A 17,657-nucleotide genomic window follows, 5' to 3' on the forward strand; every position below is an offset into this window, starting at 1 on the left:
CTCCCACAGGCGGCTCCCACAGGCGGCTCACACAGGCGGCCCCACAGGCCCCCAGGCCGCTACATTCCATCGAACGACACCAGCAATGCCTTCCGCTTGTAAAGACAAGTGCAACCGCTCCTCGGAAAAGGGCTTCGCAAGTGCAACCTTTCCGTGCACAATCGCGCCCCTCTTTTCCGGTTGAGTTGGGCGAAACGTCTATTTCGCCATTCTCAGCCTGTTGCAGTCTTGCGAGTGGAGCTTCACCCGGAATGAATGAGCAGGCCCCAAGCGTTGAACAACGCTTTGCAGAATCGACCCCCGCCACCCTAGGCACCTGGGCGCGTCAAGACACCACCTGGATGCTGGGCCTGTTCGGCACAGCCATCGGCGCCGGGACACTGTTCCTGCCGATCAATGCGGGCCTTGGCGGCTTCTGGCCGCTGCTGATCCTGGCCGTGCTGGCCTTCCCGATGACCTATTTCGCCCACCGCGGGCTGACCCGTTTCGTCCTTTCCGGGCGCGATGGCGGCGACATCACCGAAGTGGTCAAGGAGCATTTCGGCGTCACCGCCGGCGCCTCGATCACCGTGCTGTACTTCTTCGCGATCTTCCCGATCCTGCTTATCTACAGCGTGGCGCTGACCAACACCGTGTCCAGCTTCATGGAACACCAGCTGCACATGCAGCCGCCGCCACGGGCAATCCTGTCATTCGTGCTGATTCTCGGCCTGCTGGCCATCGTGCGCTGCGGGGAGCAGGCCACGGTCAAGGTCATGAGCCTGCTGGTCTACCCGTTCATCGTCGCTCTGGCGTTGTTGGGCCTGTACCTGGTGCCGCACTGGACCGGTGGCATTCTCGACAGTGCCACAGAGGTGCCGCCGGCCTCGGCCTTCCTGCACACCCTGTGGCTGGCCATTCCGGTGATGGTGTTCTCGTTCAACCATTCGCCGATCATTTCGGCCTTTGCCGTCGACCAGAAGCGCCGTTACGGCGAGCACGCCGACGAGCGTAGCGGCCAGATCCTGCGTCGTGCCCACCTGCTGATGGTGGCGATGGTGCTGTTCTTCGTGTTCAGCTGCGTGCTCACCCTGAGCAGCGCCCAGCTGGCCGAAGCCAAGGCGCAGAACCTGTCGATCCTGTCGTACCTGGCCAACCACTTCAGCAACCCGACCATCGCGTTCGCTGCGCCGTTGATCGCCTTCGTGGCCATCGCCAAGTCGTTCCTCGGCCACTATATCGGTGCCAGCGAAGGCCTGAAGGGCATCATCGCCAAGACCGGTGCGCGTCCGGGCGCCAAAGCCCTGGACCGCGTGGTCGCTGCACTGATGCTGGTGGTGTGCTGGATCGTTGCCACGCTCAACCCGAGCATTCTCGGCATGATCGAGTCGCTCGGCGGCCCGATCCTCGCGGTGCTGTTGTTCCTGATGCCGATGTACGCCATTCGCCGTGTGCCATCGATGCGCAAGTACAGCGGTGCGGCCTCCAACGTGTTCGTCGTTGTGGTCGGCCTGGTTGCGCTGACTTCGGTGGTGTACGGCCTTGTAAGCTGATTCACCCGTTTCATTCAAGAATGCCCGGGGCGCTTGTCGTCACCCGGGCATTTTTCTGCCTGATCAAGGTTTCAACAGCGTTGCATTCCATCGTTCTTGGTGCGTGCAAGCAGCCACCACCCGCAAAGGCTGGCCACCACGAACAGCATGCCCAAGCCTGCCGGTAGCTCGCTTTCCAAAGCTGCGACCACACTGCTCGTCAAACCGGCACCGGCGAACAGCAATGTCGCATTGAGCGACGCTGCCGCACCTGCCTGACTCGGATAGCGCGCCAAAGCCTGGGTTGTTGCGGCGGGGCGTACCAAGGTTGTCCCGGTGGTACAGACAATCATCGGCAGTAGAACCCCCCAGCACAGATAAACCTGCTACCCGCCCCCACATCAAAAGGGTAATGCCCGCAGTACTTATAAGCAGCAAGCCTGCTTTTATTTGAGTTTGCGGGTTTACGCGACTGTTCAAGTAGGTCGCAGCCATGCCGCCGGCGATGTATGCCAACCCATAGCCGATAAAGACCAGAGAGAATTGATAGGCCGTCAGCTCCAGCCTGCCCATCAGCAGCAAGGGCGCTATGACGATAAAGGAAAAATGGCAGGCAAAGGCGAGGCTGGACAGCATGGAATGCGCGAGATAGTCCGTGTCTCGCAGCATCACCCGATAACTGGACATGCTTGGCGCCCGGTCGCGCGCCGCAGGTGTGTCATGAAGCAGCACATACGATAAAAGTGAAACGATTGCAGCGATGATCACGAATACCGTAAAGCTTGCCTTCCAGCCAAACGACTGTTGAAGCAAAGCACCTGCCAGCGGTGACAGGGAGATGAACAACCCGCTCGCGCTTGTTAACAGGATGCGCATGGCATTGCGTTGTGTACCGCTGTAGAGGTCCTGCACAAGCGCCTGGCCTAGCACGAGGCTGCCGCAACCCAGGGCCTGCACCAAGCGAAAGGCCATGAACGTTTCATAATGGGTTGAAAATACGCAACCGAGCGCCCCCACAATGGATACGCTCAACCCAGCGAGCAACAAACGCTTGCGCCCGATGCCATCCGACAGTGGGCCGATCACGATTTGCGCCATGGCCACACCAACAGCAAAAAAGCTCACCGAGTACGCAATCTGTTTTGTGTCGACTCGAAACTCATTGGCCAGCGCAGGGAATGACGGGAGGATCACGTCCAGGGGAAACACACCCAGCAGACATAACAGAATCAGCAGCGTCGAACACAGATAGCGCCGAAGCGAACCAGCGGGGCGGTGCACGCTGCTAACCACGAGCCAGGCTGGCCGGTTTTTCAGGTCTCGTGTTGGTAGCGTTCATCTATGTATTCCCCTTGTTGTCAGGCGTCTGATGGTAGCGCTGCCTTGAGGATGCACAAGCCGAACTGAGTGGCGAAATTTCTGATAGCGTTGTAGGTTCCTGCCGAGGGCTTATTGGCAGCCGTGAAGCAACTGGCCGTGACAGTCGGGGGTCGTCATTTTGTCCACAAAAATCGTCCGGCAATAGAACAATTTCACCTGCCCCCATAGGCACCCGGCTGCCTTCATGCTTAACTCAGTGTCCTTTTCAAACCCCGCATAAGGATTTCGTCATGGCTCAAGTGACTCTCAAAGGCAACCCGGTCCAGGTCAACGGCAACCTGCCACAGGCCGGCGCCCAGGCTCCGGCTTTCTCCCTGGTAGGTGAAGGCCTGGCTGACAAGTCGCTGAAAGACTACGCCGGCAAGCGCAAGGTGCTGAACATCTTCCCGAGCGTCGATACCCCGACCTGCGCCACCTCGGTGCGCAAGTTCAACGCCCAGGCCAACGACGTCGCCAACACCGTGGTGCTGTGCATCTCGGCTGACCTGCCGTTCGCCCAGGCACGCTTCTGCGGCACTGAGGGGCTGGACAACGTGAATAACCTGTCGACCCTGCGTGGTCGCGAGTTCCTCGAAAACTACGGCGTAGCCATCGCCGATGGCCCGCTGGCCGGCCTGGCCGCCCGCGCCGTGGTGGTGCTGGACGAGAACGACAAGGTGCTGTACAGCGAACTGGTTGGCGAAATTGCTGACGAGCCGAACTACGACGCGGCGCTGGCTGTACTGAAGTAAGGATTGCGTGGGGCAGTGCGGGCGTCTGTAGCCTGTGATGGCCTCTTCGCGGGTAAACCCGCTCCTACAACGTGCGGCACAGGTTTCAAAGGCTGTGACATCCCCGTAGGAGCGGGTTCACCCGCGAAAGGGCCAGACCAGGCAACCGAACCTTCAGGCCCGCCACCGCTCCAAGCAACACCCTGTAACGGCCCGGAACACGTTCCGGGCCGTTTTCATTTAAAATTCCGCCTCTTGGCAACGTCAGGCAAAGGTAAACCTCTGGTAAAGGCCCTTTGCTAAAACGATGGCAGTGCTTATCGTTCATCCTCCCCAAGTCGTCATTCCGAACAAGGTTCGTTCAACCCATGCAAGCGTCCAATTCCCGTTCCCTCCGTCGCTGGCTCGTCGGCCTGCTGATCCTGCTGCTGGTGGCTGCACTGGCCTGGTGGCTGTGGCCCGCAGCGACGCCTGCGCATAAAGAAGCCAGTGGCGGGCGCGGTGGCAAGGGCGTGGGCATGATCGGCGGCCGACCAGGTTTTGGCGGTTCCAGCGACCCGGTGCCGGTACGCGTCGTGCCGGCGCGGACAGGCGACTTCCCCCTCTACTACAAAGCCTTGGGTACGGTCACCGCGACCAATACAGTCAATGTGCGCAGCCGCGTGGCTGGCGAACTGGTGAAAATCCACTTCAAGGAAGGCCAGCGCGTCAAGGCTGGCGACCTGCTGGCCGAAATCGACCCGCGCCCTTATCGCATCGCCCTGCAGCAGGCCGAAGGTACCTTGGCGCAGAACCAGGCGCAGTTGAAGAACGCTCAGGTCGACCTGGCCCGCTATAAAGGCCTGTACGCCGAAGACAGCATCGCCAAGCAAACCCTGGACACTGCCCAAGCCCAGGTTGCGCAGTTCCAGGGGCTGGTCAAGACCAATCAGGCACAGGTCAACGACGCCCGCCTGAACCTCGATTTCACCCAGATCCGTGCGCCGATCAGTGGCCGGGTGGGCCTGCGCCAGCTCGATCTGGGCAACCTGGTGGCCGCCAACGACACCACCGCGCTGGTGGTGATTACCCAGACCGAGCCGATCAACGTCGCCTTCACCCTGCCGGAAACCGAACTGAGCACTGTGCTGGAGCGCTACCGCAGTGGCGCCAGCCTGCCGGTCGAGGCCTGGGACCGCAGTGACAGCAAGCTGCAGTCCACCGGTGTGCTGGGCAGCATCGACAACCAGATCGACACCACCACCGGCACCCTGAAGTTCAAGGGCCGCTTCGAGAACAAGGACCTGGCCCTGTTCCCCAACCAGTTCGTCAACGTGCGCTTGCTGGCCGACACCCTCAAGCAGGTGGTCATGGCCCCGGCCGCGGCCATCCAGTTCGGCAACGATGGCACCTTCGCCTATGTGGTCAACGAGCAGAGCACCGTCAATGTCCGCAAGCTGAAGGTGGGCGCCAGCGATGGCGAGAACAGCGTCATTCTCGACGGCCTGAAGGCCGGCGACCGCCTGGTGCTGGAAGGCACCGACCGCCTGCGCGAAGGCACCCAGGTGGAAGTGGTCGAAGACAGCTCGCAAGTGCCGACCAGCCCAGGCCAGCACCTGCAAGGGCAGGAAGCCAAGGGTGCGGCCCAAACAACAGGTGAAGCACAACCTGGCAACGCAGCAGGCAAGGCGGGCGCATGAACCTGTCGCGCCTGTTCATCCTGCGCCCGGTCGCCACCACGCTGAGCATGCTGGCCATCGTGCTGGCCGGCCTGATCGCCTACAAGTTGCTGCCGGTTTCCGCCTTGCCACAGGTGGATTACCCGACCATTCGCGTCATGACCCTGTACCCCGGCGCCAGCCCGCAGGTGATGACCAGCGCCGTCACCGCGCCATTGGAGCGGCAGTTCGGCCAGATGCCGGGCCTGGAACAGATGGCCTCGACCAGTTCTGGCGGCGCGTCGGTGCTGACCCTGCGTTTCAACCTCGACATGAACATGGACGTTGCCGAGCAACAGGTGCAGGCCGCGATCAACGCCGCCAGCAACCTGCTACCCAGCGACCTGCCGGCACCGCCGGTGTACAACAAGGTCAACCCGGCCGACACCCCGGTGCTGACCCTGGCCATCTCCAGCAAGACCATGCCGCTGCCCAAGCTCAACGACCTGGTCGATACCCGCGTGGCGCAAAAGCTTGCGCAAATCAGCGGCGTGGGCATGGTCAGCATTGCCGGTGGCCAGCGCCAGGCGGTACGCATCAAGGTCAACGTCGACGCCCTGGCGGCCAATGGCTTGAATCTGGATGACGTGCGCACGCTGATCGGTGCCTCCAACGTCAACCAGCCCAAAGGCAACTTCGACGGCCCGACCCGGGTGTCGATGCTCGATGCCAACGACCAACTGCGCTCTCCCGAGGAATACGCCAACCTGATCCTGGCCTACAACAACGGTGCGCCGCTGCGCCTGAAGGATGTGGCCGAAATCGTCGACGGCGCCGAAAACGAGCGGCTGGCCGCCTGGGCGAACCAGAACCATGCTGTGCTGCTGAACATCCAGCGTCAGCCGGGCGCCAACGTGATCGAAGTGGTCGACCGCATCAAGGGTCTGCTGCCGTCGATCACCGACAACCTGCCGGCCGGCCTCGATGTGTCGGTGCTGACCGACCGCACCCAGACCATTCGCGCCGCGGTCAAGGACGTGCAGCACGAACTACTCATCGCCATCGTTCTGGTGGTGATGGTCACCTTCGTTTTCTTGCGCCGCTTCAGCGCCACTCTCATTCCGTCGATTGCCGTGCCGCTGTCGCTGATCGGGACGTTCGGGGTCATGTACCTGGCCGGGTTCTCGGTCAATAACCTGACGCTCATGGCCCTGACCATCGCCACCGGCTTTGTGGTCGATGATGCCATCGTCATGCTGGAGAACATCTCCCGGCATATCGAAGAGGGCGAGACGCCCATGCAGGCGGCGCTCAAGGGCGCCCGACAGATTGGCTTCACCCTGATTTCGCTGACCTTCTCGCTGATTGCGGTACTGATCCCGCTGCTGTTCATGGCGGACGTGGTCGGTCGCCTGTTCCGCGAGTTCGCCATCACGCTGGCAGTGGCGATCCTGATTTCCCTGGTGGTGTCCCTGACCCTGACGCCGATGATGTGCGCGCGTCTGCTCAAGCGCGAGCCCAGGGAAGAAGAGCAAGGCCGCTTCTACCGTGCCAGTGGCGCCTGGATCGACTGGCTCATCAAGCACTACGGCAGTGCCCTGCAGTGGGTGCTCAAGCGCCAGCCGCTGACCCTGCTGGTGGCGGTGGCCAGCCTGGCGCTCACGGTGCTCCTGTACGTGGTCGTGCCCAAGGGCTTCTTCCCGGTGCAGGACACCGGGGTGATCCAGGGTATTTCCGAAGCGCCGCAGTCCACCTCGTTCGCCGCCATGAGCGAACGTCAGCAGGCCCTGAGCAAGGTCATCCTGCAAGACCCGGCCGTGCAAAGCCTGTCGTCCTACATTGGGGTAGACGGCGACAACGCCACGCTCAACAGCGGTCGCCTGCTGATCAACCTCAAGCCCCACGGCGAGCGCGATGTCAGCGCCAGCGAAGTGATCAGCCGCCTGCAGCCGCAAGTCGACCGGCTGGTGGGCATCCGCCTGTTCATGCAGCCGGTGCAAGACCTCAGCATCGAGGACCGGGTCAGCCGTACCCAGTACCAGTTCAGCTTGTCGTCGCCGGACGCCGACCTGCTGGCGCAGTGGAGCGGCAAGCTGGTGCAGGCGCTGCAGCAGCGCCCGGAACTGGCCGATGTGGCCAGCGACCTGCAGGACAAGGGCTTGCAGGTGTACCTGGTGATCGACCGTGATATGGCCAGCCGCCTGGGGATCAGCGTGTCGCAGATCACCAATGCCCTGTACGACGCCTTCGGCCAGCGGCAGATCTCGACCATCTACACCCAGGCCAGCCAGTACCGCGTGGTGTTGCAGTCCCAAGACGCCGCCACGATCGGCCCGCAGGCGCTGGAGTCGATCCACGTCAAGGCCACCGATGGCGGTCAGGTGCGCCTTTCGGCGCTGGCGCGGATCGAGCAGCGTCAAGCGCAGCTGGCTATTTCCCACATTGGCCAGTTCCCGGCGGTGACCTTGTCGTTCAACCTGGCCCACGGCGCATCGCTGGGCGAAGCCGTGCAGGTGATCGAGCAGGTGCAGAAGGACATCGGCATGCCGCTGGGCGTGCAAACCCGCTTCCAGGGTGCGGCCGAGGCCTTCCAGGCGTCGCTGTCGAGTACCTTGCTGCTGATTCTGGCGGCGGTGGTGACCATGTACATCGTGCTGGGGGTGCTGTACGAAAGCTACATCCACCCGGTCACCATCCTCTCGACCCTGCCGTCGGCGGCGGTCGGTGCCTTGCTGGCCTTGCTCATCAGCGGTAACGACCTGGGCATGATCGCCATCATCGGCATCATCCTGCTGATCGGTATCGTCAAGAAGAACGCGATCATGATGATCGACTTCGCCCTGGAGGCTGAGCGCAATCAGGGCATGAGCCCGCGCGATGCCATCTACCAGGCGGCGCTGCTGCGCTTCCGGCCGATCCTGATGACCACCCTGGCCGCGCTGTTTGGTGCGGTGCCGCTGATGCTTGCCACCGGTTCCGGCGCCGAGCTGCGTCAGCCACTGGGCCTGGTGATGGTCGGCGGGTTGCTGGTCAGCCAGGTGCTGACGCTGTTCACCACTCCGGTCATCTACCTGTACTTCGATCGCCTGGCCCGCCGCCTGCGCCCGGCCACTGACGTGAAGCAGGCCCAGGCATGAACCTGTCCGGGCCTTTCATCCGTCGCCCGGTGGCGACCATGCTGTTGAGCCTGGCGATCATGCTGCTGGGCGGGGTCAGCTTTGGCTTGCTGCCGGTGGCGCCACTGCCGCAAATGGACTTCCCGGTGATCGTGGTGTCGGCGAACCTGTCTGGTGCAAGCCCCGAGGTCATGGCGTCCACCGTGGCCACACCGCTGGAGCGCAAGCTGGGCAGCATCGCCGGCGTCACTACGCTCACCAGCAGCTCCAACCAGGGTTCGACACGGGTAGTCATCGGCTTCGAGTTGGGCCGTGACATCGATGGCGCAGCCCGTGAGGTGCAAGCGGCGATCAACGCTACCCGCAACCTGCTGCCCAGTGGCATGCGCAGCATGCCCACCTACAAGAAGATCAACCCGTCGCAGGCGCCGATCATGGTGCTGTCGCTGACCTCGGATGTGTTGCAGAAAGGCCAGCTGTATGACCTGGCCGACACCATCCTTTCACAGAGCCTGGCTCAGGTATCGGGGGTAGGGGAGGTGCAGATCGGTGGCAGTTCGCTGCCGGCCGTGCGCATTGCCGTCGAGCCGCAATTGCTCAACCAGTACAACCTGTCGCTGGACGAGGTGCGCACTGCGGTGTCCAACGCCAACCAGCGCCGGCCCATGGGCTTTGTCGAGGACGCCGAGCGCAACTGGCAGGTGCGGGCCAACGACCAGTTGGAAAGCGCCAAGGACTATGAGCCGGTGGTGATTCGCCAGCAGAACGGCACCATTCTGCGCCTGTCTGACGTGGCGACCGTCACCGACGGTGTTGAAAACCGTTACAACAGCGGTTTCTTCAACGACCAGGCAGCGGTGCTGCTGGTGGTCAACCGCCAGACCGGCGCCAACATCATCGAAACGGTCGACCAGATCAAGGCGCAGCTTCCGGCACTGCAGTCGTTGCTGCCAGCCAGCGTGCAACTGAACGTGGCCATGGACCGCTCGCCCGTGATCAAGGCCACCCTCAAAGAGGCCGAGCACACCCTGCTGATCGCCGTGGTGCTGGTGATTCTGGTGGTCTACCTGTTCCTCGGCAGCCTGCGCGCCTCGCTGATCCCCAGCCTGGCGGTGCCGGTATCGCTGGTGGGTACGTTCGCGGTCATGTACCTGTGCGGTTTCTCGCTCAACAACCTGTCGCTGATGGCGCTGATCCTTGCCACCGGGCTGGTGGTGGACGATGCCATCGTGGTGCTGGAAAACATCTCCAGGCACATCGAGAACGGCCAACCGCCGATGAAGGCGGCCTACCTGGGCGCCAAGGAAGTGGGCTTCACCTTGCTGTCGATGAACGTGTCGCTGGTGGCGGTGTTCGTCTCCATCCTGTTCATGGGTGGCATCGTGCGCAACCTGTTTCAGGAGTTTTCCATCACCCTGGCAGCGGCGATCATCGTCTCGCTGGTGGTGTCGCTGACCCTGACACCGATGCTCTGCGCCCGCTGGCTCAAGCCGCACCAGGCCGAGCAGAGCCGCCTGCAGCGCTGGAGCGACAAGCTGCATCAGCGCATGGTTGCTGCCTATGACCGCAGCCTGGGCTGGGCCCTGCGCCACAAGCGCCTGACCCTGCTCAGCCTGCTGGCCACCATCGGCGTCAACATCGCCCTGTACGTGGTGGTGCCCAAGACGTTGATGCCCCAGCAGGATACTGGCCAATTGATGGGCTTCATCCGGGGCGACGACGGCCTGTCGTTCAGCGTGATGCAGCCGAAGATGGAAATCTACCGCCGGGCCTTGCTGGCCGACCCGGCAGTACAGAGCGTCGCCGGTTTCATCGGTGGCAACAGCGGTACCAACAACGCTTTTGTGCTGGTGCGCCTGAAACCGATCAGCGAGCGCAAGATCGATGCGCAGAAGGTGATCGAGCGCCTGCGCAAGGAACTGCCCAAAGTGCCCGGCGGGCGCCTGTTCCTGATGGCCGACCAGGACCTGCAACTGGGTGGCGGTGGGCGTGACCAGACCTCTTCGCAGTACCTGTATACCCTGCAAAGCGGCGATCTTTCGGCATTGCGCGAATGGTTCCCCAAGGTGGTCGCGGCGCTGCGTGCACTGCCTGAGCTGACCGCCATCGACGCCCGCGATGGTGCTGGTACCCAACAGGTGACGCTGGTGGTCGACCGTGACCAGGCCAAGCGCCTGGGCATCGACATGGACATGGTCACCGCGGTACTGAACAACGCCTACAGCCAGCGGCAGATCTCCACTATCTACGACAGCCTCAACCAGTACCAGGTGGTGCTGGAGATCAACCCGAAATACGCCTGGGACCCGAGCACGCTGGAGCAAGTGCAGGTGATCACCGCCGACGGTGCCCGGGTGCCGTTGTCGACCATCGCCCACTACGAGAACAGCCTGGCCAACGACCGGGTCAGCCACGAAGGCCAGTTCGCTTCGGAAGACATCGCTTTCGACGTCGCCGAGGGCTACAGCCCCGACCAGGCCATGGCGGCGCTGGAGCGCGCGGTGGCCAAGCTGGGCTTGCCCGAGGAGGTGATTGCCAAGCTCGGCGGCACTGCCGATGCCTTTGCCAAGACCCAGCAGGGCCAGCCATTCATGATCCTTGGCGCACTGCTGCTGGTGTACCTGGTGCTGGGCATTCTGTATGAAAGCTACATTCATCCGTTGACCATTCTCTCGACACTGCCTTCGGCGGGCGTCGGAGCCTTGCTGGCGCTGTACGTCACCGGTGGCGAGTTCAGCCTGATCTCGTTGCTTGGGCTGTTCCTGTTGATCGGGGTGGTGAAAAAAAATGCCATCCTGATGATCGACCTGGCCCTGCAACTGGAGCGCCATCAGGGCTTTTCGCCGGAAGAGTCGATACGCCGGGCCTGCCTGCTACGCCTGCGGCCGATCCTGATGACCACCCTGGCGGCGATCCTTGGCGCATTGCCATTGCTGTTGAGCCAGGCTGAAGGCGCAGAAATGCGTCAGCCGCTGGGCCTGACCATCATCGGCGGCCTGGTGTTCAGCCAGATCCTCACCCTTTATACGACGCCGGTGGTTTACCTGTACCTGGACCGCCTGCGCCACCGTTTCAACCGTTGGCGCGGCGTGCGCACCGACGCCGCCCTGGAAACCCCGCTATGACTTTTGCCCAGACCCCACTTCATCGTGCACTGCAAGCACTGGCCCGTGGCCGTGGCTCGCGCCTGCTCGGCGCCGGGTTGTGCCTGGCCTTGCTCAGTGCCTGCACCCTGAGCCCCGATTACCACCGCCCCGAGCTGAACAGCACGGCGGCGCAGTTCAAGCACGCCGAAGGCTGGACCCAGGCCTCGCCGTCCGACGCCATCGCCCGCGGCGCCTGGTGGGAAATCTACGGCGATGCCGGGCTCAACGCGTTGGTCGAAGAGCTCAACCGCAGCAACCAGACCGTGGCGCAATCAGAAGCCCAGTATCGCCAGGCCCAGGCGCTGGTGCGCAGCAGCCGTGCGGCGCTGTTCCCCAGTCTGGACCTGAGCGCCAGCAAGAACCGCTCGGCGCAGGGAACCGGCAGCTCCAGTTCCAGCCTGTCCAATAACAGCAGTGGCATTCGCAACACCTACAACGCCCAGTTGGGCGTGAGCTGGGAGATCGACCTGTGGGGCAAGCTGCGCGAAACCCTGAATGCCAATGAGGCCAGTGCCGAAGCCAGTTTCGCCGACCTTGCGTCTATCCGCCTGAGCCAGCAGTCGGAACTGGTGCAGAACTACCTGCAATTGCGGGTTATCGATGAGCAGAAGCGCTTGCTGGAAGCCACCGTGGCGGCTTATGAACGCTCACTGCGAATGAACGAAAACCAGTACCGTGCCGGGGTCGCCGGCCCGGATGCCGTGGCCCAGGCCCGCACCCAGCTCAAAAGCACCCAGGCTGACCTGATCGACCTGATCTGGCAGCGTGCGCAGTTCGAAAATGCCATCGCCGTGCTGCTGGGCAAGGTTCCGGCCGACTTCGCCCTGGCCGACAGCAAGGCTATTCCCGAGTTGCCGCAAATACCGGTTTCGCTGCCTTCGCAACTGCTGGAGCGCCGCCCGGACATCGCTGCGGCCGAACGCAACGTGATGGCGGCCAACGCCAACATCGGGGTCTCGCGGGCAGCCTACTTCCCGGACCTCAGCCTGAGCATGAGTGGCGGTTATTCCAGCAGCAGCTTCAGCAACTGGATCGAGCTGCCCAACCGCTACTGGTCGGTAGGCCCGCAGTTGGCGCTGACCCTGTTCGACGCCGGCAAACGCAGCGCCGAGGTCGACCGCACGGTGGCCGTATATGACCAGACGGTGGCGCAGTACCGCCAGACCGTGCTGGACGGCTTCAGGGAAGTGGAAAACCTGTTGGTTCAACTGAAAGTGTATGGCGATGAAGCCGTGGTGCGCCAAGAGGCGCTCGATGCTGCCCGCGAGTCGTTGCGCCTGACCGAGAACCAGTACCGCGCCGGGCTGATCGGCTATCTGGATGTGGTCAACGTGCAAACCACGGCGCTGAGCAACGAGCGCAGCGTGCTGAACCTGCTGCAAGGGCGCCTGGTGGCCAGTGTGCAACTGGTGGCCGCGTTGGGCGGCGGCTGGGATGCAGAGCAGGCGTTTGCCGAGCAGAATTGACCACGCGCAGAGGGGCGCATTTGCGGTTATTGGGCCCATCCCCATTCGCAAAAACCCCGTGCGTTTCGCTTAAGCTTGAGTACAATCGTCAGCTTTTGCCGGCCCCCTGTTCCGGCGCTGGAACTTTCAATGCTGACCGGTAGCTACTCTTCTTCGCTGGTGTTGATTTCGCTGTGCGTGGCGATCCTGGCATCCTATACCGCTCTTGACCTGACTGGCCGCATCGCCACGGCCAAGGGCCGCGCTGCCTACCTGTGGATGGGCGGCGGTGCATTGGCCATGGGCATCGGCGTGTGGTCGATGCACTTCATTGGCATGCTTGCCTTCAGCTTGCCCATCGACTTGGGTTACGACCTGGCCCTGACCGCGTTCTCGCTGCTGATCGCTGTGCTGTCCTCGGGCTTTGCCTTGTGGCTGGTCAGCCAGCCGAGCCTGCCAGCGCTGCAGTTGGGGTTCGGCGCGCTGATCATGGGCTCGGGTATTGCCTGCATGCACTACACCGGCATGGCCGCACTGCGCATGCTGCCGGGCATCGACTACGACCCGACGTTGTTCGGTGCTTCGCTGCTGATTGCCGTAGGCGCCTCGGCGGCGGCATTGTGGATCGCCTTCCGCCTGCGCAAACACACCCCCTATGTACGGCAGATCCGTGGCCTGGCGGCAGTGGTGATGGGCTTTGCCATCGTTGGCATGCATTACACCGGCATGGCAGCGGCGAACTTCCCCGAGGGCAGCTTCTGCGGCGCGTTGGGGGGCGGGCTGCAGGGTGACAGCCTGGTTTACCTGGTGCTGATCACCACGCTGGCAGTACTGGCAGTGGCTCTGCTGACTTCGGTGCTGGATGCTCGCCTGGAGGCGCGTACTGCCGAGTTGGCCCGTTCGCTGACCTTGGCCAACCAGGAGCTGACCCAACTGGCCCTGCACGACACCCTCACGGGTCTACCCAACCGTACCTTGCTCGCCGATCGCATCGAACAGGCCATCGCCAAAGTGGCGGAGCAGGGCGGCTGTTTTGCCCTGATGTTCATTGATCTGGACGGCTTCAAGCCGGTCAACGATGCCTTTGGCCACCATATCGGAGACCTTCTGCTCAAGGCAGTGGCGGCCCGCCTGCGCGGCCACCTGCACAGCCAGGATACGCTGGCACGGATTGGTGGCGACGAGTTCGTTCTGCTGGTGGAACTGCAGGAACCGAACGATGCCATGGACGTGGCGGTCAAGCAGGTCAACCTGGTTTCCCGGCCTTTCCGCGTGGCCGAGCACGACCTGCAACTGTCAGCGAGCCTGGGCATCGTCCTGTACCCGGGCAACGGCCAGGACCAGCACGAGCTGCTGCGTAACGCCGACGCGGCCATGTACCATGCCAAGAGCGCTGGCAAGAACGGTTACAGCTTCTTCGATGTGTCGATGAACAGCAATGCTCGCCAGCAGTTGCAGTTGCTGCAGGACTTGCGTCTGGCGCTGGAGCAGCGCCAGTTCCGCTTGCATTACCAGCCCAAGTTCGACGCCCATACCTGCCAGCCGATTGGTGCCGAAGCACTGCTGCGCTGGGAGCACCCGCAGCAAGGCCTGCTGCTGCCTGACCGCTTCATCGGCCTGGCGGAAAAGACCGGCCTGATCATCCCCATTGGCGAGTGGGTACTCATCGAGGCCTGCCGTCAGATGCGTCAGTGGCTGGGCCAGGGCCACCTTGGCTGGCGCATGGCGGTGAACCTGTCGGCTATCCAGTTCTGCCACGCCGGCCTGGTCGACAGCGTGGCCCGTGCCCTGCAGCAGAACGGCTTGCCGGCCAACTGCCTGACACTGGAAATTACCGAAACCACCGCCATGCACGATGCCGACGCCAGCCTGACCGTGCTGCAGCGCCTGTCCGACATGGGCGTGGACTTGTCCATTGATGACTTTGGCACGGGCTATTCCAGCCTGATGTACCTAAAGCGCCTGCCAGCCAACGAGCTGAAAATCGACCGCGGTTTCGTGCGCGACCTGGAGCAGGACAGTGACGATGCAGCGATTGTTTCGGCAATTGTCGCACTGGGCCAGGCCTTGGGCCTGCGTATCGTTGCCGAGGGGGTTGAGACCGACAAGCAGCAGGACTTCCTGACCCGTCTGGGCTGTGATTCGTTGCAGGGCTACCTATTGGGCCAGCCCGTGCCGGCCGAGCAGTTCATGAGCAAGTTGCAGGCCATGGGCCCGGAATTCACCGCTGCGGGCTAAGCTCTGTATGAAAAGCCTTGATACTCGGTGAAGCTGCGATGAAAACAGCGCCTAGACTGCATCGCGCAGGGTAAAGGCGGGTATGAAGGCATCCATTTCCGCCTCGACGGCCTCGATGATGCGCTCTACATCGGCAGCGGGCATGATCGCCGCACAGGGGATGCCCGCAATCGCCAGCAAGGTTTCACCGCTGGCGCGGTCGAACAGCCGCGCGACCATGCTGCGTGGCGCATCCATGCTGGCCTCGAAACCCAATGGATGGAAATGCCAGCGCATCACCTGGCAGGCGTTGGGGAACGTCATCTTGTTCATGCCAGCCTCCTTGTCCGTCCCCGGACGTGATGAGCGGGTGGCCACATCGATGCGGCCGCCGGGAACATAAACATAGCACCTGCCATGCGCGATTTTCGGTTGTCGGCACGACAAATGTGTTAATGCATGACAGTGGTCACATCCTGGTCATGGGCGCTATGTGTCGACTGGTCGCATGGCAAACGTTTTCCCGGCCGGATGGTGCCGGGTAACCATTGGGTTTCGTGGATTTCGCTGACATACGACGCGCAGGTTTTTCAGACGAGCGGCTTGGGGTAGGGGCCGGCGACGGAAAGCCATGGGTTCCATTATCCAGGGGTATTGTTTCTACGCGAGACCGTTTACGCGCCATCACGCTTTGATGCGGTTCTGCAAGGGCGACGTGCACTGGCTGATTCTTTGATGCCCCCATCGCACGGCATTGCAACTCTCAGTACACTGCACGCTCCAACACCAACATCCGTTGAACTCGAGGTTTTGCATGACGCTCAGTCCTTTGGCAGGCAAGCCGGCTCCGACCAGCGTGCTGGTTGATATTCCCCGGCTGCTCACCGCCTATTACACCGGCCGCCCAGACGCTGCCGTGGCGGCCCAGCGGGTGGCCTTCGGCACCTCGGGGCACCGGGGCACTTCGCTTGAATTGAGTTTCAACGAGTATCACGTCTTGGCCATTACCCAGGCTATCTGCCTGTATCGCCAGGAAAAAGGTATCGATGGCCCGCTGTTCATCGGCGCCGATACCCACGCTCTGTCGGCCCCGGCTACCGCTAGCGCCCTGGAGGTTCTGGCCGCCAACGGCGTGCAGGTGATGCTGTCCAAGGATGACGAATACACGCCCACACCGGCTGTGTCCCACGCCATCCTCTGCCACAACCGTGGCCGCACACAGGGTTTGGCTGACGGTATCGTCATTACCCCGTCGCACAACCCGCCGCAAAGCGGTGGCTTCAAGTACAACCCGCCCAACGGCGGGCCGGCCGACAGCGACGTGACCAAGTGGATCGAGGGCAAGGCCAACGAACTGCTGGTGGCTAACCTGGCCGGCGTCAAGCGCATGGACCATGCCCAGGCGCTGCGGGCGCCGACCACCCACCGCCACGACTACGTCAGCAACTATGTGGCCGACCTGGAAAACGTCATCGATTTCGATGTGATCCGTGGCGCCGGGTTGCGCCTGGGCGTCGACCCGCTGGGCGGGGCAGGGGTGCGCTATTGGTCGGCAATTGCCAAGCACTACCAGCTTGACCTGGAAGTGGTGAACACCGAGGTCGACCCGACCTTCCGCTTCATGACCGTCGATTGGGACGGCCAGATCCGCATGGACCCTTCCTCGCCGTATGCCATGCAGGGTCTGATAGGCCTGCGTGAGCGCTTTGACGTGGCCTTCGCTTGCGACCCGGACCACGACCGCCACGGCATCGTCACCCCTGACGGCTTGCTGCAACCCAACAACTACCTGGCCGTGGCTATCGACTACCTGTTCCGCCACCGCCCGCAGTGGCGCAGTGACGCCGCCGTGGGTAAGACCGTGGTCTCCAGCGGCCTGATCGACCGCGTTACCCAACGCCTGGGCCGTGATCTGTATGAGGTGCCGGTGGGCTTCAAGTTCTTCGCCCAGGGCCTGTTCGACGGTTCGCTCGGTTTTGGTGGCGAAGAAAGTGCAGGGGCTTCGTTCCTGCGCCGCGATGGCTCGGTGTGGGCCACCGACAAGGACGGGTTGATCCCGGCCTTGCTGGCCGCCGAAATGACCGCCCGTACCGGGCGTAACCCGAGCCAGGCTTATGCCGACCTGACCGAGGCGCTGGGCAAGCCGTTCGCCACGCGTGTCGAGGCCAAGGCAGATGCGCGGCAGAAGGCGTTGCTGAGCAAACTGGCGCCGGAGCAGGTGACGTCGACCGAGCTGGCCGGTGAGCCGATCGTGCAGATCCTCAGCCACGCCCCAGGCAATGGCCAGGCGATTGGCGGGCTCAAGGTGATGACGGCCAATGGCTGGTTCGCCGCGCGCCCGTCGGGTACTGAAGACATCTACAAGATCTACGCCGAAAGCTTCATCGACGAGGCGCATTTGCAGCGTCTGGTGCAGGAAGCACAAGTGCTGGTCGATGAAGCAATCGCCTGACCGGTAACAAACCGCTTGGTTCTGTGGCGCGATGTAAATTAGA

At 62.7% G+C, this 17,657-nt stretch carries 9 protein-coding genes and 1 pseudogene; 8 read left to right on the forward strand and 2 right to left on the reverse strand.

Annotated elements, in window-relative coordinates; genetic code table 11:
* Positions 1 to 251: 251 nt before the first annotated feature.
* A complete protein-coding gene (locus tag ACF8EF_RS10845) occupies positions 252 to 1,532 on the forward strand; it encodes a serine/threonine transporter (RefSeq protein ID WP_176683282.1) in 1,281 nt (426 codons plus the stop codon).
* A 71-nt stretch (positions 1,533 to 1,603) separates the two neighbouring features.
* On the opposite strand, the pseudogene ACF8EF_RS10850 reads toward ACF8EF_RS10845, so the two are convergent.
* Positions 1,604 to 2,792: pseudogene (locus ACF8EF_RS10850) on the reverse strand (Bcr/CflA family efflux MFS transporter).
* Between the two features lie 329 nt (positions 2,793 to 3,121).
* Here ACF8EF_RS10850 and tpx point away from each other — a divergent pair.
* The 6 genes from tpx to ACF8EF_RS10880 all read left to right on the forward strand — a co-directional run bounded on the left by tpx (position 3,122) and on the right by ACF8EF_RS10880 (position 15,183).
* A complete protein-coding gene (gene tpx, locus ACF8EF_RS10855) occupies positions 3,122 to 3,622 on the forward strand; it encodes a thiol peroxidase (protein ID WP_392461115.1) in 501 nt (166 codons plus the stop codon).
* Positions 3,623 to 3,969: 347 nt separating this feature from the next.
* Entirely contained in the window at positions 3,970 to 5,280 is a 1,311-nt protein-coding gene (locus tag ACF8EF_RS10860) for an MdtA/MuxA family multidrug efflux RND transporter periplasmic adaptor subunit (protein WP_392461116.1), read from the forward strand.
* On the forward strand, positions 5,277 to 8,375 hold the full coding sequence (locus tag ACF8EF_RS10865) for an MdtB/MuxB family multidrug efflux RND transporter permease subunit (RefSeq protein ID WP_392461117.1): 3,099 nt from the start codon (positions 5,277 to 5,279) through the stop codon (positions 8,373 to 8,375). Before ACF8EF_RS10860 ends, ACF8EF_RS10865 begins: the two co-directional genes overlap by 4 nt.
* The gene (locus ACF8EF_RS10870; protein WP_176683287.1) at positions 8,372 to 11,479 is read left to right on the forward strand and encodes an efflux RND transporter permease subunit; all 3,108 of its coding nucleotides are present in this window, start codon (positions 8,372 to 8,374) and stop codon (positions 11,477 to 11,479) included. Before ACF8EF_RS10865 ends, ACF8EF_RS10870 begins: the two co-directional genes overlap by 4 nt.
* Positions 11,476 to 12,966: an efflux transporter outer membrane subunit gene (locus tag ACF8EF_RS10875; RefSeq protein ID WP_176683288.1), complete on the forward strand. Its 1,491-nt coding sequence runs from the start codon at positions 11,476 to 11,478 to the stop codon at positions 12,964 to 12,966. Before ACF8EF_RS10870 ends, ACF8EF_RS10875 begins: the two co-directional genes overlap by 4 nt.
* Before the next feature lie 129 nt (positions 12,967 to 13,095).
* Positions 13,096 to 15,183: a putative bifunctional diguanylate cyclase/phosphodiesterase gene (locus tag ACF8EF_RS10880; RefSeq protein ID WP_392461118.1), complete on the forward strand. Its 2,088-nt coding sequence runs from the start codon at positions 13,096 to 13,098 to the stop codon at positions 15,181 to 15,183.
* Between the two features lie 51 nt (positions 15,184 to 15,234).
* On the opposite strand, the gene ACF8EF_RS10885 is transcribed toward ACF8EF_RS10880, so the two are convergent.
* Positions 15,235 to 15,495: a DUF1652 domain-containing protein gene (locus ACF8EF_RS10885; RefSeq protein ID WP_176683290.1), complete on the reverse strand. Its 261-nt coding sequence runs from the start codon at positions 15,493 to 15,495 to the stop codon at positions 15,235 to 15,237.
* A 481-nt stretch (positions 15,496 to 15,976) separates the two neighbouring features.
* Between ACF8EF_RS10885 and pgm the strand changes: the two genes are divergently transcribed.
* Positions 15,977 to 17,614 carry a phosphoglucomutase (alpha-D-glucose-1,6-bisphosphate-dependent) gene (gene pgm / locus ACF8EF_RS10890; RefSeq protein ID WP_392461119.1) on the forward strand — a complete coding sequence of 546 codons (1,638 nt, stop codon included), beginning with the start codon at positions 15,977 to 15,979 and terminating at the stop codon, positions 17,612 to 17,614.
* The last annotated feature ends 43 nt before the right edge of the window (positions 17,615 to 17,657 follow it).

Source organism: Pseudomonas sp. zjy_15 (assembly GCF_043101865.1).
GTDB classification, from domain to species: domain Bacteria; phylum Pseudomonadota; class Gammaproteobacteria; order Pseudomonadales; family Pseudomonadaceae; genus Aquipseudomonas; species Aquipseudomonas putida_Y.